We start from the raw sequence: 17,624 nt of genomic DNA on the forward strand, positions 1-17,624 counted from the left end.
TTATGATGCGGACAGGGGACCGGGGCTCCACTTGCCTCACGGAAGGAGCGGACCGCTACCCGGAAGCACGTGTCGAGGAGACAGCGATGTCGAACACCCTTGATGCCTCCGGAGCCGGTTCGGACACCCCGAACCTCGACTTCGACGGCACGACCCCCTACGAGGACTACGTCCAGGCGGACGTCCTCACCCACCTCCAGCACCTCCGCTCGGACGACCCGGGCGAGATGGTCTTCCTGGTCACGACCCAGGTCATGGAGCTGTGGTTCACGGTCATCGTCCACGAATGGGAGACGGCCGCCCGCGCGATCGGCGAGGACCGGATCCCGGTCGCGATGGACGCGCTGAAACGATCCCTCCGCGAGCTGGAGGCCCTCAACGCCTCCTGGCGTCCGCTCGCCCAGCTCACCCCGGGCCAGTTCAACGCGTACCGCGCCGCCCTCGGCGAGGGCTCCGGATTCCAGTCGGCGATGTACCGCCGGATGGAGTTCCTGCTCGGCGAGAAGTCGTCCTCCATGCTCGTCCCGCACCGGGGCGCCCCGCGCGTCCACGCGGAGCTGGAGAAGGCCCTCCAGGAGCCGAGCCTCTACGACGAGGTCCTGCGCCTGCTGGCCCGCCGCGGCCTCCCGGTCCCGGCGGAGGTCCTGAGCCGCGACCTTTCCCTGCGGTACGAGGCATCGCCCGAGGTCGAGGCCGTCTGGACAGGCCTGTACGCCTCCCCGGACGAGCACCCGGACCTGCACCGCCTCGGCGAGGTCCTCACGGACGTGGCCGAACTGGTCTGGCGCTGGCGCAACGACCACCTCGTGGCGACCCGCCGCGCGATGGGCGCGAAGACGGGCACGGGCGGCTCGGCCGGAGTGACCTGGCTGGAGAAGCGCGCGACGAAGAACGTCTTCCCGGAACTCTGGACGGCGCGCAGCCATGTCTGACGCCAGCGCGATACCTCCGGCCTCGCCGGCCCGCCCGGGCGCAGTCGATCTGGCGGCCCGAGCCGCGGAGCTGGACGCTGCCGACGAGCTCGCCAAGCTCCGCGAGCGGTTCGTCCTGCCCGACGGAGTCGTCTACCTCGACGGCAACAGCCTCGGCGCGCTCCCGGCCGGGGTGACCGACCGCCTCGCCGACGTCGCGTCCCGCGAATGGGGCGAACTCCTCATCCGGTCCTGGGACGAAAGCGCCTGGTGGACCGCCCCCGAGCGGATCGGCGACAAGATCGCCCCCCTCGTCGGTGCGGCCCCCGGCCAGGTGGTCGCCTGCGACTCGACGAGCGTCAACCTCTTCAAGGCCCTGGTCGGCGCCGCCCGCCTCGCCCTCCCCGGCCGGACGAAACTGCTGGTCGACGCCGCCACCTTCCCCACCGACGGCTACATCGCCGCATCCGCGGCCCGGATGACCGGCCTCACCGTCACCCCGGTGGACCCCGGCCGCGCGGCCGAGGAGATCGACGACGACACCGCCGTCGTCCTCCTCAACCACGTCGACTACCGCACCGGCCGACTCCACGACCTCCCCGCCCTCACCGCCGCCGCCCGCGCGGCCGGGGCGATCACGGTCTGGGACCTGTGCCACTCGGCCGGCGCGCTCCCCGTCGGTCTCGACGAGCACGCCGTCGACCTGGCCGTGGGCTGCACGTACAAGTACCTCAACGGCGGCCCCGGCGCCCCCGCGTACCTGTACATCGCCGCCCGCCACCAGGCCGACTTCGACTCCCCCCTCCCCGGCTGGAACGGGCACGCGGAGCCCTTCGCGATGACCTCGGACTACCGTCCGGCCGACGGCGCGCGCCGCGGCCGCGTCGGTACCCCGGACATCCTGTCCCTGCTGGCCCTGGAGTCGGCGCTCGATGCCTGGGACGGGGTCGAGGTGGAGTCCGTACGGGCCAAGTCCCTGGCGCTGACCGACTTCTTCCTCGCATGCGTGGCGGCGTACGTCCCGCAGGGCAAGGTCGAGTCGGTCACCCCGGCCGCGCACGCGCAGCGCGGCAGCCAGGTCTCCCTGCGCACGGAGAACGCCCGCGAGGTCATGGGGGAGCTCATCTCCCGCGGCGTCATCGGCGACTTCCGGGCCCCCGACGTCCTGCGCTTCGGCTTCACCCCGCTCTACGTCGGATTCGCCGACGTGGAGCGCGCCGCGCGCACACTGGGTCACATTTTCGGGTGACCCGGTAGCGAAACGTCACGGCACAGGGCGGGCGGGGCTACGGCTCCGCCCGCTCGGCCGTATCCGGGTCCCCGCACGGAACGCCCCGTTCCAGACTGATACGGTCCCGCTCTGCCGGAACACCGGAACACCTGTCCCCGCTGTCCCACGCGTTACCGAAAGGTTGAGCCGATGACGGACCCCGCCGCAGTGGAACGGGACGCCGCCGAGGCCGCCTCGGCCTTCTCCCATCCGGCCGTCGCGCCGGACGTGACGGCCGCGTACGGGGAACACCCCGACCAGGTCGTCGACTTCTACGCCCCGCGCGGCGAGACCCCCGGCGAGCACCCCGGCGCGGCCCCGCTGGTGGTGCTGCTGCACGGCGGCGCGTGGCGAGCCCCCTACGACCGGCAGCACGCCACCCCGCTCGCGGACTTCCTGGCCCGGCGGGGTTTCGCCGTCGCCAACGTCGAGTACCGGCGGGGGAGCGTCCTGCCGCACCAGAACGCGGAGGGACCGGTCGCCGGGCGCTGGCCGGAGACCTTCGACGACGTGGCCGCCGCGATGGACGCCCTCCCGGGCCTCGCCGCGGCCGCCCTCCCGCGGGCCGACGTCCGCCGGGTCGTCGTCACGGGCCACTCGGCGGGCGGCCACCTCGCGCTGTGGGCCGCGGCCCGGCACGTGCTCCCGTACGACTCCCCCTGGCGCCTGCCCTCCCCGCCGCCGCTGCGCGGGGTCGTGGCGCTGGCCCCGATCGCGGACTTCGCGGTGGCGGAGGAGCTGGGCGTGTGCGGCGGAGCCTCGGCCCAGCTGCTGGGCGGCTCCGCACACTTCACGTCCCGCCTGCCGTACGCGGACCCGGCGGCGCTGCTGCCGACGGGCATCGCGACGGCGGTGGTGCAGGGGCGCGAGGACATCGTGGTCCCGCCGGCGGTGGCGGAGGCGTACGTCGCCGCGGCCGCGAAGGCGGGGGAGACGGTCGGCCTGACCCTGCTGGACGGGATCGGTCACTTTCCGCTCATCGACCCGGCGGCGGACGCGTGCGCGGTGGTGGCCGAGGAGATCTCGCAGCTGGCCTGGTAGGGCCCGCCGCGGCGCTCCGGCTTCAGTCCCACTGTTCGTCCGCCAGGGAGGTGACGGGCCGCGGCTTGCCGATGACCGCCAGGGCGATGAAGAAGTTGATCTGGCCGATCGCGATGGTGAGGGTGGCGAGGGCCTTCTCGTCGTAGTGCTTCGCCACCTCGGCGTACAGCTCGTCGGAGACGCGCTCCTTGCCGTGCGGGGCGGGCTGGAGGGTCGCCTCGACCAGGGCGAGGGCGGCTCGCTCCGCCTCGGTGAAGCAGAGGGCGTCCTGCCAGGAGGAGACGGCGGTGATGCGCTCCTCGGACACCCCGGCCTTGCGGAGGAACCCGGTGTTCAGGACGGTCAGGTAGGTGTTGCCGACGATCTGGCCGGCCCGCAGGTGGACGAGGCTCATCGTGGAGCGCGGCACGGAGCGGTTGCCCGTGGCGCGGAAGAGGGCGGCGCTGATGTCGGCGAGCTCGGGGACGAAGGCGCCGGGGTCGGGCATCCGGGAGAGGGAGCTGCTGGTGTTCGTCATGGCCGTTTCTCCTTCGGGTTGACGTCTGCACAGCACTGACGGATGGCGGCCCGGATGTGTGACAGGAGCCGGAAAAAACTTTGCGGTCCGGGCCCGTGACCGGATACACCAGTCCCCGCACCCACCGTCCACCTCACCTGTGTACTCTGGGCTCGCTTTTGCTCCTGATCGCGTTCAAAAACAAAAAATGGGGGGGCCGGTGCGCAATCGCCGTCTCGTAATGTCCGCTGCCGCCATCATCGCGGCCAGCGTTGGCCTCATACCGGGGGTGGCCAACGCGGCCGAGCCGGTGGCCGAGCCCGTGGGGCCGAAGGTGTCGGCTCCCGACGTCGACCTCACCGAGGTCGCAGAGTCGAAGTTCAAGACGTTCAAGAGCCCGGCCGAGAAGTCGGTCCGCACGACCCTGCCGGCCGCCAAGAACAAGGCCGCCGCCCCGCTGGCGGAGGGTGCCGTCGCAGGCAACCCGAACCTGAGCACGGCCCTGACGACCAAGAGCACCAGTGCCCACGGGCTGGAGCTGGTGACCGACATCATCAGCGAGGCCGCGCAGCTGACCGTCACGGTCGAGTGGGGCGACGGACAGTCGGACGTGGCCTACGCTTCCGGCGCCGGCCCGCTGACCTTCAAGCACGTGTACGCGGAGCTCGGCGAGTACCCCATCAAGGTCACGCTCGTGGACTCCACGAACAACGTGAAGTCGGAGCACCCCCTCCCGTACGGCACCGCGGGCTCGGACTTCACCCCGTACGCCCCGACCCGCCTCCTGGACACCCGCGAAGGCATCGGTGCCCCGACGGGCAAGGTTCCCGGCCGCGGCGAGACCCGGGTGAAGATCGCAGGCAACGGCGGCATCCCCGAGGGGGTCACCGCCGTGGCGCTCAACGTCACCGTGACCAACCCGGCCAGCAGCGGTTACATCACCGCCTACCCCGGGGACACGGACCGTCCGACCTCGTCGAACGTGAACTTCACCGCCGGTCAGACCGTGCCCAACATGGTGATCGTCCCGGTCGGCAAGGACGGCTACGTCAACCTGTACAACGGCAGCTGGAACGTCGGGGACTCGGTCGACCTGATCGCCGACGTCACCGGCTACTTCAGCCAGAAGGCCTCCAGCGGCTACACCCCGATGGACCCGGTCCGCTTCGTCGACACCCGTGAGGGCCTCGGTACGAGTCGGGGCCAGGTCCCGGCGCGCGGCAAGTTCACCACCCAGATCAGCGGCCTGAACGGCGTGCCGAGCGGCATCACCGCCGTCGCGCTCAACGTGACGGTCACCGAGCCGAGGTCGTCCGGCTTCCTGTCCGTCCTGCCGGGCGGGCAGTCGAACCCGAGCGTGTCCAACCTGAACTTCAACGCCGGTGACACGATCGCCAACTCGGTGATCGTTCCCGTCTCCGCCGACGGCAAGATCACCATCGTCAACGGCTCCTGGGGCGGCGCGACCGACGTCGTCATCGACGTCGTCGGCTCGTACAGCCAGGAGAGCACCGGCGCCTACGTGCCGCTGGAGCCCTTCCGCTGGCTGGACACCCGTGACCCGGAGGACTGGTACCACGGCGCGCTCAAGGGCGGCTACTTCAAGTGGGTGCCGTTCTCGCCCAGCCCCGAGGACGACGGCGTTTCGGGCTACATCCTGAACGCGACCGCCACCAACACCGCCAACAACGGTTACCTGTCGGTCGCCCCGGACCCGTACTCGTTCGAGGCCCGCAACAACGGCACCGCCGGCGACACCTACGCTCCCGGCTCCTCCACCCTGAACTGGACGCGGGGCAAGACCGTCCCGAACCTGGTCCAGGCGGCGGCCGGCGAGCACGGCGTGGTCGACTTCTTCAACCAGAGCTGGGAGGAGTGGGCGACCACCGACCTGGTCGTCGACATCTTCGGCTACTACGAGAACGACTGATCCACCGGCTCGACCTGCTCGACCTGCTCGACCTGCTCCACCTGAAATACGCCGAAGGGGCGGTGCGCATCTCGCGCACCGCCCCTTCGGGCATTCAGGTACTGCCTACTGCCTACTGCCTAGAGGAACGAGTTGATCTCGATCGTCTCGGTACGGCCCGGGCCGACGCCGATCGCGGAGATCGGGGCGCCCGACATCTCCTCGAGGGCCTTGACGTACGCCTGGGCGTTCGCCGGCAGGTCCTCGAAGGTCTTGGCCTTGGTGATGTCCTCGGACCAGCCGGGGAGGTATTCGTAGATCGGCTTCGCGTGGTGGAAGTCCGACTGCGAGTACGGGAGCTCCTCGACGCGCTTGCCGTCGATCTCGTACGCCACGCAGACCGGGATCTGCTCCCAGCCGGTCAGGACGTCCAGCTTGGTGAGGAAGAAGTCCGTCAGGCCGTTGACGCGGGTCGCGTAGCGCGCGATCGGCGCGTCGAACCAGCCGCAGCGACGGTCGCGGCCGGTGGTCACACCGCGCTCGCCACCGATGCGGCGCAGGTCCTCGCCGTCCTTGTCGAACAGCTCGGTCGGGAACGGGCCGGCGCCGACGCGGGTCGTGTAGGCCTTCAGGATGCCGATGACGCGGCTGATCTTCGTCGGGCCGACACCCGTACCGGTGCAGGCGCCGCCCGCGGTCGGGTTCGAGGAGGTGACGAAGGGGTACGTGCCGTGGTCGACGTCGAGCAGGGTGCCCTGGCCGCCCTCGAAGAGCACGACCTTGTCCTCGTCCAGCGCGTTGTTGAGGATCAGGGTGGTGTCGGCGACGTAGCCCTTGATCTGGTCCGCGTACTGGAGCATCTCTTCGACGATCTGGGCGGCGTCGATCGCGCGGCGGTTGTACAGCTTCGCGAGGAGCTGGTTCTTGCCCTCCAGCGCCGCTTCGACCTTCTGGGTGAGGATCGACTCGTCGTAGAGGTCCTGGACGCGGATGCCGACGCGGTTGATCTTGTCCGCGTACGTCGGGCCGATGCCGCGGCCGGTCGTACCGATCTTGCGCTTGCCGAGGAAACGCTCGCCGACCTTGTCGAGCGTGACGTTGTACGGCGTGATCAGGTGCGCGTTGCCGCTGATGAGCAGCTTGGAGGTGTCGATGCCGCGCTCGTTCAGGCCGCGCAGCTCGGAGAGCAGGACGGCCGGGTCGACGACGACGCCGTTACCGATGACCGGGGTGCATCCGGGGGAGAGGATGCCGGAAGGGAGAAGGTGCAGCGCGTACTTCTGGTCGCCTACGACGACCGTGTGGCCGGCGTTGTTGCCACCCTGGTAGCGCACTACATAGTCAACGGATCCACCGAGCAGGTCGGTGGCCTTTCCCTTGCCCTCGTCACCCCACTGAGCTCCGAGCAGCACAAGAGCGGGCACAGGCGTACACCTCTTCCGGATGGGGCATGTCCAAGGTCAGGGGGCGTACGACGATGTACACCGCAGGCTGAGCCGTCGGACCGGTACCCCGGAATAGACGAAGGCCCTGGCGCAATAGCGCAAGGGCCTCTTGCACAAAGATGCTACCCGAGGAAGGACCGAGGTGTCGGCTCCAGAGCCCACCATGAGCCATGCGGGCGCGCCGGTAGGCGGCCTGCTCGTGCTCGTCGACCCGGTCGCCCGCCGTCTTGACGGCGAGTCCGTGCGGATCGCGAAAGATGTGTTGTCAGCGGGCGCGGCGGCGAAAATTTGCCTCCCGGACTCATCGGAGGAGTTCGCGCGGGCTCTTGCCCGCCGGGGTCATCGGCGGTTGGTGATCGTCGGGGACGACCGGGCTCTGGTGCGGGCCGTCGGGTTGCTGCACCGGGAGCGGGGGCTGTCCGACGGGGCCGTTTCCCTGATTCCGGTGGGGCCAGTGGGGTCACTGGGGCTGGCGAGGTCGCTCGGCGTGCCACTTTCGGCCGTTTCCGCGGCGCGGGCCGTGCTGGACGGCGCGGTCCGCGTCTGTGACCTGCTGGTCGACGACAGCGACGGGGTGGTGCTGGGGGACCTGCGGATCCCGTCGGCCGACCGCCCGGCGGCCCGCCCGGCGGGGCCGTCGGTGTGGAACGCGTACCGCTCGCTCGTACGCACCCTGGTGCGCCCGCCGGTGTCCGGCGCGGCGGCGCCGGGGCGGGGGCTGCGCGTGGAGGCGGACGGGGTGGTGCTGGCCGATGTCGACGAGCCCGTGCTGGACGTGTCGGTGGCGGCCCGGGACGGCCTGGCGGAGGTGGTGGTCCGGTCGGGGTCGGGCGCGGACTCCGCTCCCGGCTTCGGCTCCGGCTCCGGCTCCGGTTCCGGCGGGCCCCGGGTCGCCCGGGTGCGGTCGGTGACGGTGTCGGGGGCGGACTTCCGCTACCGGGCCGACCAGGCGGTGACCGGCCCGGTCCGGCGGCGTACGTGGACGCTGCACCCCGGGGCGTGGGGCCTGACGCTGCCGCACCAGCGGTGACCCGGCCGCGCGCGGCTCAGAACTCGACCAGCAACCGCTCCAGCCCCCGGATGACATAACCGTCCCGCCACTGCGGCTCCTCGACGAGCCGCAGTGGCGGGACGCCGTCCGCCAGCAGAGCCCCGAACGAGGCCTCCAGCTCCCGGCGCGCGAGCGGCGCCCCCAGGCAGTAGTGGATCCCGGCCCCGAAGCTCAGGTGAGGATTGTCGGCCCGTACGAGGTCCAGCGCGTCGGGGTCGGCGAAGCGCGCGGGATCCCGGTTCGCGGACCCGAACAACAGTGCGACCTCGGCCCCGCGGGGGACGAGGGTGTCCCCGATCCGGACGTCGTCGAGCACCCAGCGCTCGAACATCTGCAGGGGCGTGTCGTACCGCATGAGTTCATCCACAGCTGTGGACAACTTTTCGGGATTGCGCCGCAGGTCCGCCAACTGGGCGGGATTGCGGAACAGCGCCCACCATCCGTTGACGGTCGTGTTGACCGTGGCCTCGTGACCGGCGTTCAGCAGGAGCACGCACGTGGAGATCATCTCCTGCTCGCTGAGCCGGCCCTCGTCATCGTGGGCGGCGATCAGCCCGGAGATCAAATCCTCCCCGGGACGCGCCCGCCGCTCGGCGATCAGCCCCCGCAGGTAGGCGCTGAACTCCACGCTCGCCCGCACCGCGCGCCGCGCCGTCTCCTCGTCCGGCCGGAGCTCGTACATCCCGCAGATGTCCGCCGACCAGGGCCGCAGCAGTCCCCGGTCCGCCTCCGGCACGCCCAGCAGCTCCGCGATGACGGCCACCGGCAGCGGCTCGGCGACGGCGGTGAGCAGATCCCCGCCCCCGTCCGCGAGCAGCCGCCCCACCAGCCCTTGGGCGAGGCTCCGCACGGCGGGCACGAGCCGCTCCACCGTGCGCGGGGTGAAGGCCTTCGCCACGAGCCTCCGCACCCGCGCGTGCGCGGGGTCCTCCAGGTCCAGCAGGCCGTTGCCGTTGAGCACGTGGAAGGGCTCGTGCTCCGCCGGCGGGGCCTCGCGGCCGAACTCCTCGTGCGAGAAGCGGTGCAGGTAGGTCCGCCCCAGCCGCCGGTCCCGCAGCAGCGTGCTCACATCGGCGTAGTGCGGCACCAACCACTGCCCGGTGGCCTCCCACCAGATGGCCCGCCCCTGCTCCCGCAACTCCCGGTACGCCGGATACGGATCGGCGACGAACCCCGCGTCCCACGGATCAAAGCCCATCCCCGCACCCTAACGGGGTGTCACTCCTCCCACCGGGAACCCTGGATCACCTCCACGAAATCCCCCGGGACGAAGTCGGGCGTGAAGTGCCGCAGGACATCGGCCTTCACATTGCCGAACGTTGTGTCCGGCTTCTGCTCGATCCCCTCGGTGAAGGCCCGGAGGATCCGCCGCTTGAAGTCCGGCCGGGGGTGCAGTGCGGTGATCTCGGCGCGGGCGGCCGCGCCGATGTCGTCGAAGCCGATGCCCAAGACGTCGTACTCCACGCCCGCCGTCACCAGCGCCACCTCCGGTTCCATGAACTCCGGTATCCCGGGGGTGGTGTGCAGCGCGATCGCCGTCCACACCCGGCGGATGCCGTCCTCCGGGATTCCGTGGCGCTCCAGGAACCGCCGGGCCTCGTCCGCGCCGTCGACCTCGAAGCGGCGCCCGCTCGCCCGGAACCGCTTCCCTAGCCCCAGATCGTGGAACATCGCCCCGACGTACAGCAGTTCCGGATCGAAGGCGAGCCCCCGCCGCCGTCCCTGGAGGCTCCCGAACCAGTACACCCGCCGCGAGTGGTGGTAGATCAACTCGCTGGTGGTGTCCCGCACCAGCTCGGTCGCCTCCGCGGCGAGCTTCCCCTCCGGCACCGCCACCCCGGCGGCCGTGTTCCCTCGCGCTCCCATGCCGTGCCTGTTCACACCTGCTCCTCTCGACGTACCTCCAGCCTCCTCGCGCCGTCTCCCGCCCGCCATGTCCCCGTGGCCACACACCCCACACATCCGGACATCCCTCCCCGCTACCGTGCAGCCCATGGGCACCCACACGATCACCGTCCTCGCCTTCGACGGCGTGCGTCTCCTGGACGTCGCCGCCCCGCTGGAGGTCTTCGCCACCGCCGGGGACCCCTATGCCGTGCAGGTCTGCACCCCCGACGGTGCCCCCGTCCGCACCTCCACCGGCCTGCGGATAGACGCCGACCTCCCGGCCGGCGAGGTCGAGCGCACCGCCACCCTGGTGGTCCCCGGCCCCGCGGACCTGGCCACCCTGCGCACCAGGCCCGAACTGGTCGAGCTCGTAGCCCGGCTGGCCGCCCGCGCCGACCGGGTCGCCGCCGTCTGTACCGGCGCCTTCGTCCTCGCCGCCGCCGGCCTCCTGGACGGCCGCAGGGCCACCACCCACTGGGAGCACGCCGCCGACCTGGCCCGCGCCTACCCCGGCACCACCGTCACCCCCGACGCCATCTACGTCCAGGACGGGCCCGTGCTCACCTCCGCCGGAGTCACCGCCGGCATCGACGTCTGCCTGGCCCTCGTGGAACAGGACCTCGGCCCCGACACCGCCCGCCGAGTCGCCCGCGACCTGGTGGTGTTCCTGCAACGCCCCGGCGGTCAGTCGCAGTTCTCCGCGGCCTCCCGCACCTCACCCACCCGTGATCCGGTGCTGCGCCCCCTGCTCGACGCCATGGCCGCGGATCCCGCGGCCGACCACAGCCTCCCGGCCCTCGCCCGCCGCGCGGGCCTCAGCGCCCGCCACCTCTCCCGTCTCTTCAAGGCCCACACCGGCACCACGCCGGCCGCCCACCTGGAGACCCTCCGCCTGGAAGCCGCCCGGACCTTCCTGGAACAGGGAGAACCGGTCACCGTCGCGGCCCGCCGCAGCGGCCTCGGCACCGACGAATCCCTCCGCCGGGCCTTCGCCCGCCACCTCGGCACCACCCCCTCCGCCTACGCGTCCCGCTTCCGCACCACCCGGACCGAGCCCTACGCTGGGGTCACCAGCCGGGTCTCGTAGGCGAACACCGCCGCCTGCGTCCGGTCCCGCAGCCCCAACTTCACCAGGATCCGACTCACATGGGTCTTGATCGTCGACTCCGCGACGACGAGCCGGTCCGCTATCTCCGCGTTGGACAGCCCCTGCGCGATCAGTACCAGCACCTCCGTCTCCCGATCCGTCAACTCACCCACCCCCGCCGGGTCGGTGAACCTGCGCGCCTCGGAGAGCTTTGAGAACTCCGCGATCAGCCGCTTGGTCACCGAAGGCGCCAGCAGGGCCTCCCCGGCCGCCACGACCCGCACCCCGTCCGCCAGCTGACGGGCCGACGCGTCCTTGAGCAGGAACCCGGAGGCCCCGGCCCGCAGCGCCTGGTACACGTACTCGTCGAGGTCGAAGGTCGTCAGGACCAGCACCTTCGCGTCCGTGTCGGCGGCCACGATCTCCCGCGTCGCCTCAAGACCGTTCATCTCCGGCATCCGGATGTCCATCAGCACCACGTCCGGCCGGAGCGCCGCCACCTGCGCGACGGCCTCCCGGCCGTCGACCGCCTCGCCCACCACCTCGATGCCCTCCATGGCATTGAGCAGGACGGAGAACCCCTCGCGCACCATCATCTGGTCGTCGACGATCAGCACCCTGATCGTCATGCCGGCCCCTCCTCCGGCGCCGTGACCGCCACCGGACGGCTGGGCACGGGTATGAACACCGCCACCTCGTACCCGCCGCCGGCCGTCTCGCCGGCCGTCATCTCCCCCTCCAGCATGGCCACCCGCTCCCGCATGCCGGTGATCCCGTGCCCGGCCCCGGGCGACGGCCGCACATCCCCGGTCGGCGCCTCATTGACGACCCGTATCCCCAGCCCGCCCAGTACGTAACTGACCTCCACCCCGGCCACCGCACCCGGCGCGTGCCGCAGCGTGTTGCTCAGGGCCTCCTGGATGATCCGGTACGCCGACAGCTCCACCCCCTGAGGCAGCTCCCGCACCGCGCCCGTCACCGTCTTCTCCACGCTCAGCCCGGCCTCCCGCACATTGGCCAGCAGACCGTCCAGCGAGGCCAGCGTCGGCTGCGGGGCGTCCGGCGCCTCGTAGTCCGCGGAGCGCACCACACCCAGCACCCGCCGCAGCTCCGTCAGGGCCGCCACCGCGTTCTCCCGGATGGTGACGAACGCCGCCTCCAACTCCGGCGGCGGGTTCTTCACCCGGTACGGCGCGGCCTCCGCCTGGATCGCCACCACCGACATGTGGTGGGCCACCACGTCGTGCAGCTCCCGCGCGATCGTCGTCCGCTCCTCCAGCAGGGTCCGCTTGTCCCGCTCGACCGCCGTGACCTCCTGCTGCGCGCTCACCTCCGCCTTGGCGTGCCGGCGTATCTGGATGCTGCTCGCGATCACCAGTGCGAACGCCGAGAACACGGCCATCTCCGGCAGGTTCGTCCCCGCCCCGTACGCGTACCCGCTCCTGAAGACCACCGACAGGATGAAGCCGAGCGCGAGGGTGAGCGTCCACATCCAGGCCGCCACCCTGGGGCCGGTCCGCAGGGTGACGATCACCATGACGGCGATGTACGCGAGGAAGCTGCCCGGGGTCCACGGCCAGCTCGCCTCGCTGCCGAGCGCGGCGAACAGCACCGTCATGGCGACGGCCGCCCACCAGGCCGCGACCGGCCGCACCAGCGTCATCACGACCGGGGCCGCGGAGATCATCCCGATGAGGAGCTCGCCGGTATCCCCGAGGTAGCTCGACTGCGTGCCCGCCGTGAACACCATCACGAAGAGGGCCAGCGCCCCCACCATCGCGTACCGCGTCCACGGGAAGTGCCTGCGTATCGCCCGGGGAAGCCGGCGCACGATTCGCCCGGGCGTCTCCTGCAGCGGCAGCGGCCGGTAGGCGAAGGCGTTGGTGACGAGGTCCTGGCGCAGGGTCTCGATCACCCCCGATGCCAGTCGGAACTCAGGTGTCCGGGCTGTACCCCCGGTGGTCGTCTCGCTCATAACAGAACCGTAGGTCCCGGGTCCCGTAGCCCGCGTCGCCGCCGAAGGGGATTTCCCGACCTCCCCCTCAAGTACTACCCGGGGCAGATCAGTAGCCCGTCGGACGGACCAGACCCGTCTCGTACGCGAACACCGCCGCCTGCGTGCGGTCCCGCAAGCCCAGCTTCACCAGGATCCGGCCCACATGGGTCTTCACCGTCTGCTCCGCCACGGTCAGGTGCGACGCGATCTCCGCGTTCGACAGTCCCTGCGCGACGAGCGACAGCACCTCCGTCTCCCGCTCGGTCAGCTCGTCGATCCGCGCCCGCGACGGTGCGCGCGGCGCCCCCAGCCGCGAGAACTCGGTGATCAGACGCTTCGTGATGTTCGGCGAGAGCAGCGCCTCACCGGCCGCCACCACGCGCACCGCCTCCGCGAGCTGGTCCGCCGACGCGTCCTTGAGCAGGAAGCCGGAGGCGCCGGCCCGCAGCGCCTCGTACACGTACTCGTCGAGGTCGAAAGTGGTCAGCACCAGCACCTTCACCTCGGCCCCGGGGACACCGGTGATGACGGACGTCGCCTCGATGCCGCCCATACCCGGCATGCGGATGTCCATCAGGACCACGTCCGGCGCCAGTTCGGCGACCTTCGCCACGGCGTCGGCCCCGTCCACGGCCTGACCGACCACCTCGATGTCCGGCTGGGCGTTGAGGAGCACGGTGAAGCCCTGCCGGACCATCATCTGGTCGTCGGCGATCATCACCTTGATCGGGGTGCTCATGAATTCCTCTTCATCTCGGGGAAGGAGTCGCCGGGCAGGCCCTGCGGATCCATCGGGAGTACCGCGGTCACCTCGTACCCGCCTTCGGGGCGCGGGCCCGCGGCCAGCTCGCCCCCCAGCATGCCCGCCCGCTCCCGCATCCCCAGCAGTCCGTGCCCCGCGCCGTTCGAGGGCGGAGCCGGCCGGGTCGGTGCGCTGTTGGCCACGCACAGGTGCAGGTCGCGCGGCCCGTAGGCGATGCCGACCTCCACACGCGAACCCGGGGCGTGGCGCAGGCAGTTGCTCAGCGCCTCCTGGACGATGCGGTACGCGGTCAGCTCCACGCCCGGAGTCAACACCCTGCGGACGCCCGCGACTTCGACGGCGACGTCGAGCCCGGCCCCCCGCACGTTGTCCACGAGGCCGTCCAGTTCGGCCAGGGTGGGCACCGGATGGTGTGGGTTCGCAGGATCGTCCGGCTGCTCGGAGCGCAGCACGCCCAGCACCCGCCGCAGCTCCGTCAGGGCCTCCAGCGCGTTCTCCCGGATCCCCGCCAGGTTCTCCTTGAGCTCCTCGGACGGGTTCTCCACGAGGTGCGGGGCGACCTGGGCCTGGATGGAGATGACGGACATGTGGTGCGCGACGACGTCGTGCAGCTCGCGCGCGATCCGGCTGCGCTCCTCCAGCAGGGTGCGCCGGGCCCGCTCCTCTTCCGTGAGGGTCTCCTGCTCGACCAGCTCGCCACGGGCCAGGCGCAGGGCGCGCAGCGCGTAGCCGAGCAGGCCGACGAAACCGAAGATGAGGACGGCCCCGGGCGCGGTGGTCGTGCTGTGCTCCGGCTTGAAGGAGGCTTCGGCCAGGCCGGTACAGGCCACCGAGATGCCGACGACAGCGATGGTGACCCGCGGCGGCATGCGCAGGGCGACCAGCAACAGCACCGGGGCGAAGGCGAATGTCCCGGCAGGCGTCCAGGGCCAGGCCTGGCCCTGCCCGACGTTGCCGTAGATCGCCCAGGCGATGGCGCCTGCCGTGAGCAGGCCGAGCCACCAGGCGGCCATAGGCCGGAACATCGCGAGCGCGATGGACACACCGGTCAGGATCGCCAGGACCAGTGGGAGTCCTCCGGTGACGTGGTAGTGGTCGCCGAGCTGCTCGGTGGTGAGGAAGCCGAAGAAGGCGGCGGCGTATGCGACCAGCACGTGCGGCAGCCGGGCCAGCCAGCGCGGCCGCGCCATCCTCGGCAGCGGGTCCCGGTCCAGGGTGCACAACTCCATGGCCAGCGACCGGAATCGGGACCGGGCGCCGCCTTTGGCGCTGCCGGGGTTTGCGGGGTCGGTCAGGGGCGCGGGAGGTTCGGTCACATCGGCCAGCCTAGACATGAGCGATTTCCTTGCCGGGAGCGTGAGCGCTCGGGGCGCAGTGCGCACGCGTGGCGTCGGCGGGCCGCCCGGGCCGGGAGGTCCGGGCAGGCTCGCCGGTCCGGGCCTTCCGGGGGCGCGGGCCCTGTTCGTACGTGCGGAACGCGGCCCAGCACAGGGTCAGCGCTGCGGCGAACAGTGGTAGCCACAGCAGTCGGGCGGCTATCCAGCCCGGGGACCCGGGCACGGTGTGCAGGCCGGGCAGGTCGGCCGAGACGAGCAGTCCGAGGGCGGTGACGGCCATCATGGCGGTCTGGTGCCACAGGAAGACCGTCATGGCGGAGAGGTTCACCAGGGCCACCTTCGCCCAGGCCGTCGGCCGCCGCATGGCCCGTGCCAGCGGGTCGCGCACCAGCAGCGCCAGCCCGCACTGGGCCACGCCGAAGGCGACCGCGGCGAGCGTCGGCGGGTTCAGATTCGATATCGAGGCCCCGGGGACACCGACCATGGACGCCGGGTACCCGCCCCAGAGGACCAGCGCGGCAGTGGCCACGGTGCCCGCACCGAGGAGCAGGGCGGGCGAGCGGCGACCGGCGAACGAGCCGGAGGCCCAGGCGGCGCCCAGCGTGTAGGGGACGAGCCAGCCGGCGGCGACATTGACCCAGCCGACCCAGTCGGGCCCGCCGAACCCGAACCGCCACACGTCGACGCTCGCCACCACGGCCAGCGGCCACAGCGGGCTGAGCCGCGCCACCAGCGGCGTCGCAGCGGTGAGCACCGCGAACACCAGCAGGAACCACAGAGGCGACAACACCAGCTTGAGCAGCGTCCGTACGGTGTCCAGCTCGACCCCGCCGATCAGCATCCCGGCGGCCACCACGGCCCACAGGACGAGCACGGCCGCAACCGGGCGGAACAGCCGGCCCAACCTCTGCCCCACCCACGTGCGGTACGAATCCCCGCGCGCCCGCGCCGACGCGTACCCCATGGCGGCGACGTGACCGCCGACCAGGAAGAAGGCGGCAAGGGTCTGGAACACCCAGGACACCGGGGCCAGCCAGGGCATGTGCGCCAGCGGACTCGTGGTGCTCAGACCGCCGTCGGCGGTGGTCAGGGCGGTGACGAGCCAGTGGCCGAGGACCACGCCGAGGATCGCGAAGGCCCGCAGCGTGTCCACGCTCCGGTCCCGCCCGGCAGGGGTGGAGGCATCGATCCCGGCGGCCAGTACGGCCCAGCGGGTGCGGAGCTCAGGCACGGGTGGCCTCCGAGACGGTAGCGGTGGTGGTCGCGGCGCCGGCGGTGCCCGCGGTCCTGGCGGAGCCGAGGACGATCGCGGCCAGGCCGTCGAGGGACTCGGTGCCGGGCTTCAGGTAGTCGCTGTGCCCGCCGGGACCGGCAGCGAACGCCTTGGCTCCGAAGGCGGGGTCGACGGGATCGGGGCCGAAGCCGATTCCGCCGAGCCGGACGTGCGGGACATCCGCGATCCAGTCCCCGCCACCGCGCCCGGCCCATACCCGGGCACTCGTCGGCAGCTCCCCGGCCGAGTCGGCCCCCGTACCCGGGCTGCCGAACAGCGCGATGTCGGCGACCGAGGGCCCGGTCGGCGTACGGGCGCAGACCACGGAACCGTACGAATGGCAGAGCAGCGAGAGCTGCGCGCCGGGCCCGGCCATGTCACTCAACCGGCCGAGGAACGGGGCCAGTTCGCCGGCGGCTTGGTCCGCGCGCTCGGCGGTCAGCACGGTCGTGCTGACCGTGCCGGGGGTGTCGTACCCGAGCCAGGCGACCACGGCGGAGCGCGGATGCTCGGCCTGGAGGCGCTGCTGAAGGGTGACAGCCCCGGCACGGAACCTTTGGTAGGTGTCGAGAGTCGTATCGGAGCCGGGCACGAGAACGGCGACCCGGTCGGCGGTCTCCAGCTCCCCGAAGACCTCGACGGCCCTGCCCCTGCCGCGCCCGTCGAAGGCGAGGAACTGGGCCGTGCCGGCCGCCTCCATTGCGCGGAGCTTGGCGGCCCGCCCGGTCCGGCCGGCCTCCTCGGCCATCCGGGCCGCCTCCGTGAGGCCGACTCGGTTGGCCGCGTACCGGGTGTGCGGTGCCGCGTCCTCGGCCATCGCCGCGGGCGGGGGAGCGGGAACGTCGGCGGAAGCGGCGGCGGAGACGGGGAATATGACGGCTGCGGCGACCAGGGCCGCCAGCAGGGTCCGATGGGCCCGACCGCGTGCGGGCCGTGCGGGCTGGATGCGCTCCCTCGTACCGGCCGCTGCCACCGCGTCCACCGCTTCCGCCGTTTCCGTCGTGAGCGCCGTGCGTGCCGTTCCCGCTGTTCCCGCCGTTCCCGCCGCCATGGTGTCTTCCTTCGGTCCGGAAGAGCCCTCGGCGCCCTTCTCTTGATCCGAAGTTAGGAATCAGGCCCCGTCGTCGGCGTCACGCTGCGGAGCGGTGTTCGCGCGTA

General features: G+C 71.7%; 16 protein-coding genes. 6 read left to right on the top strand and 10 right to left on the bottom strand.

Annotated elements, in window-relative coordinates; all coding sequences use genetic code 11:
- Positions 1 to 86: 86 nt before the first annotated feature.
- From OG625_RS20580 to OG625_RS20590, 3 genes are all read left to right on the top strand, one after another.
- Positions 87 to 932 carry a tryptophan 2,3-dioxygenase family protein gene (locus OG625_RS20580; protein ID WP_329383038.1) on the top strand — a complete coding sequence of 282 codons (846 nt, stop codon included), beginning with the start codon at positions 87 to 89 and terminating at the stop codon, positions 930 to 932.
- Positions 925 to 2,160, top strand: coding sequence for a kynureninase (kynU, locus tag OG625_RS20585; RefSeq protein ID WP_329383041.1), 1,236 nt, complete (start codon positions 925 to 927; stop codon positions 2,158 to 2,160). Before OG625_RS20580 ends, kynU begins: the two co-directional genes overlap by 8 nt.
- A gap of 171 nt (positions 2,161 to 2,331) precedes the next feature.
- Positions 2,332 to 3,222 carry an alpha/beta hydrolase gene (locus OG625_RS20590; protein ID WP_329383044.1) on the top strand — a complete coding sequence of 297 codons (891 nt, stop codon included), beginning with the start codon at positions 2,332 to 2,334 and terminating at the stop codon, positions 3,220 to 3,222.
- Positions 3,223 to 3,244: 22 nt separating this feature from the next.
- On the opposite strand, the gene OG625_RS20595 is transcribed toward OG625_RS20590, so the two are convergent.
- A complete protein-coding gene (locus tag OG625_RS20595) occupies positions 3,245 to 3,739 on the bottom strand; it encodes a carboxymuconolactone decarboxylase family protein (protein ID WP_329383048.1) in 495 nt (164 codons plus the stop codon).
- Positions 3,740 to 3,959: 220 nt separating this feature from the next.
- Between OG625_RS20595 and OG625_RS20600 the strand changes: the two genes are divergently transcribed.
- Positions 3,960 to 5,648 carry a hypothetical protein gene (locus tag OG625_RS20600; protein WP_329383051.1) on the top strand — a complete coding sequence of 563 codons (1,689 nt, stop codon included), beginning with the start codon at positions 3,960 to 3,962 and terminating at the stop codon, positions 5,646 to 5,648.
- A gap of 119 nt (positions 5,649 to 5,767) precedes the next feature.
- Here OG625_RS20600 and OG625_RS20605 read toward each other — a convergent pair whose 3' ends face one another.
- Positions 5,768 to 7,051: an adenylosuccinate synthase gene (locus tag OG625_RS20605; RefSeq protein WP_329383053.1), complete on the bottom strand. Its 1,284-nt coding sequence runs from the start codon at positions 7,049 to 7,051 to the stop codon at positions 5,768 to 5,770.
- A 184-nt stretch (positions 7,052 to 7,235) separates the two neighbouring features.
- Between OG625_RS20605 and OG625_RS20610 the strand changes: the two genes are divergently transcribed.
- Positions 7,236 to 8,102, top strand: coding sequence for a diacylglycerol kinase (locus tag OG625_RS20610; protein WP_329390816.1), 867 nt, complete (start codon positions 7,236 to 7,238; stop codon positions 8,100 to 8,102).
- Between the two features lie 16 nt (positions 8,103 to 8,118).
- Here the strand turns inward: OG625_RS20610 and OG625_RS20615 are convergent, their stop codons facing one another.
- Positions 8,119 to 9,321: a cytochrome P450 gene (locus OG625_RS20615; RefSeq protein WP_329383056.1), complete on the bottom strand. Its 1,203-nt coding sequence runs from the start codon at positions 9,319 to 9,321 to the stop codon at positions 8,119 to 8,121.
- A 20-nt stretch (positions 9,322 to 9,341) separates the two neighbouring features.
- Complete coding sequence (locus tag OG625_RS20620) at positions 9,342 to 9,989, bottom strand: HD domain-containing protein (RefSeq protein ID WP_329390818.1); 648 nt, start codon at positions 9,987 to 9,989, stop codon at positions 9,342 to 9,344.
- 127 nt (positions 9,990 to 10,116) lie between these two features.
- Here OG625_RS20620 and OG625_RS20625 point away from each other — a divergent pair, with 127 nt between their 5' ends.
- Positions 10,117 to 11,097, top strand: a complete 981-nt coding sequence (locus tag OG625_RS20625; protein ID WP_329383059.1) for a GlxA family transcriptional regulator — start codon at positions 10,117 to 10,119, stop codon at positions 11,095 to 11,097.
- On the opposite strand, the gene OG625_RS20630 is transcribed toward OG625_RS20625, so the two are convergent.
- The 6 genes from OG625_RS20630 to OG625_RS20655 all read right to left on the bottom strand — a co-directional run bounded on the left by OG625_RS20630 (position 11,067) and on the right by OG625_RS20655 (position 17,517).
- Complete coding sequence (locus OG625_RS20630) at positions 11,067 to 11,726, bottom strand: response regulator transcription factor (protein WP_329383062.1); 660 nt, start codon at positions 11,724 to 11,726, stop codon at positions 11,067 to 11,069. The two genes, OG625_RS20625 and OG625_RS20630, sit on opposite strands and share 31 nt — an antisense overlap.
- Positions 11,723 to 13,072: a sensor histidine kinase gene (locus OG625_RS20635; RefSeq protein ID WP_329383065.1), complete on the bottom strand. Its 1,350-nt coding sequence runs from the start codon at positions 13,070 to 13,072 to the stop codon at positions 11,723 to 11,725. The genes OG625_RS20630 and OG625_RS20635 overlap by 4 nt, the downstream gene beginning before the upstream one ends.
- 88 nt (positions 13,073 to 13,160) lie before the next feature.
- The gene (locus tag OG625_RS20640) at positions 13,161 to 13,832 is read right to left on the bottom strand and encodes a response regulator transcription factor (RefSeq protein ID WP_329383068.1); all 672 of its coding nucleotides are present in this window, start codon (positions 13,830 to 13,832) and stop codon (positions 13,161 to 13,163) included.
- Positions 13,829 to 15,172, bottom strand: coding sequence for a sensor histidine kinase (locus OG625_RS20645; protein WP_329383071.1), 1,344 nt, complete (start codon positions 15,170 to 15,172; stop codon positions 13,829 to 13,831). Before OG625_RS20645 ends, OG625_RS20640 begins: the two co-directional genes overlap by 4 nt.
- A gap of 10 nt (positions 15,173 to 15,182) precedes the next feature.
- Positions 15,183 to 16,424 carry an acyltransferase family protein gene (locus OG625_RS20650; protein WP_329383074.1) on the bottom strand — a complete coding sequence of 414 codons (1,242 nt, stop codon included), beginning with the start codon at positions 16,422 to 16,424 and terminating at the stop codon, positions 15,183 to 15,185.
- Complete coding sequence (locus OG625_RS20655) at positions 16,417 to 17,517, bottom strand: alpha/beta hydrolase (protein WP_329383077.1); 1,101 nt, start codon at positions 17,515 to 17,517, stop codon at positions 16,417 to 16,419. Before OG625_RS20655 ends, OG625_RS20650 begins: the two co-directional genes overlap by 8 nt.
- Between the last annotated feature and the right edge of the window lie 107 nt (positions 17,518 to 17,624).

Origin of the sequence: Streptomyces sp. NBC_01351 (assembly GCF_036237315.1) — a bacterium.
Classification (GTDB): Bacteria; Actinomycetota; Actinomycetes; order Streptomycetales; family Streptomycetaceae; genus Streptomyces.

Bases quoted from the DNA above. Each gene is read 5' to 3' on its own strand.
- OG625_RS20580 (WP_329383038.1), top strand. From the start codon at position 87: ATGTCGAACACCCTTGATGCCTCCGGAGCCGGTTCGGACACCCCGAAC.
- kynU (WP_329383041.1), top strand. From the start codon at position 925: ATGTCTGACGCCAGCGCGATACCTCCGGCCTCGCCGGCCCGCCCGGGC.
- OG625_RS20590 (WP_329383044.1), top strand. From the start codon at position 2,332: ATGACGGACCCCGCCGCAGTGGAACGGGACGCCGCCGAGGCCGCCTCG.
- OG625_RS20595 (WP_329383048.1), bottom strand. From the start codon at position 3,739: ATGACGAACACCAGCAGCTCCCTCTCCCGGATGCCCGACCCCGGCGCC.
- OG625_RS20600 (WP_329383051.1), top strand. From the start codon at position 3,960: ATGTCCGCTGCCGCCATCATCGCGGCCAGCGTTGGCCTCATACCGGGG.
- OG625_RS20610 (WP_329390816.1), top strand. From the start codon at position 7,236: ATGAGCCATGCGGGCGCGCCGGTAGGCGGCCTGCTCGTGCTCGTCGAC.
- OG625_RS20615 (WP_329383056.1), bottom strand. From the start codon at position 9,321: ATGGGCTTTGATCCGTGGGACGCGGGGTTCGTCGCCGATCCGTATCCG.
- OG625_RS20620 (WP_329390818.1), bottom strand. From the start codon at position 9,989: ATGGGAGCGCGAGGGAACACGGCCGCCGGGGTGGCGGTGCCGGAGGGG.
- OG625_RS20625 (WP_329383059.1), top strand. From the start codon at position 10,117: ATGGGCACCCACACGATCACCGTCCTCGCCTTCGACGGCGTGCGTCTC.
- OG625_RS20630 (WP_329383062.1), bottom strand. From the start codon at position 11,726: ATGACGATCAGGGTGCTGATCGTCGACGACCAGATGATGGTGCGCGAG.
- OG625_RS20635 (WP_329383065.1), bottom strand. From the start codon at position 13,072: ATGAGCGAGACGACCACCGGGGGTACAGCCCGGACACCTGAGTTCCGA.
- OG625_RS20640 (WP_329383068.1), bottom strand. From the start codon at position 13,832: ATGAGCACCCCGATCAAGGTGATGATCGCCGACGACCAGATGATGGTC.
- OG625_RS20655 (WP_329383077.1), bottom strand. From the start codon at position 17,517: ATGGCGGCGGGAACGGCGGGAACAGCGGGAACGGCACGCACGGCGCTC.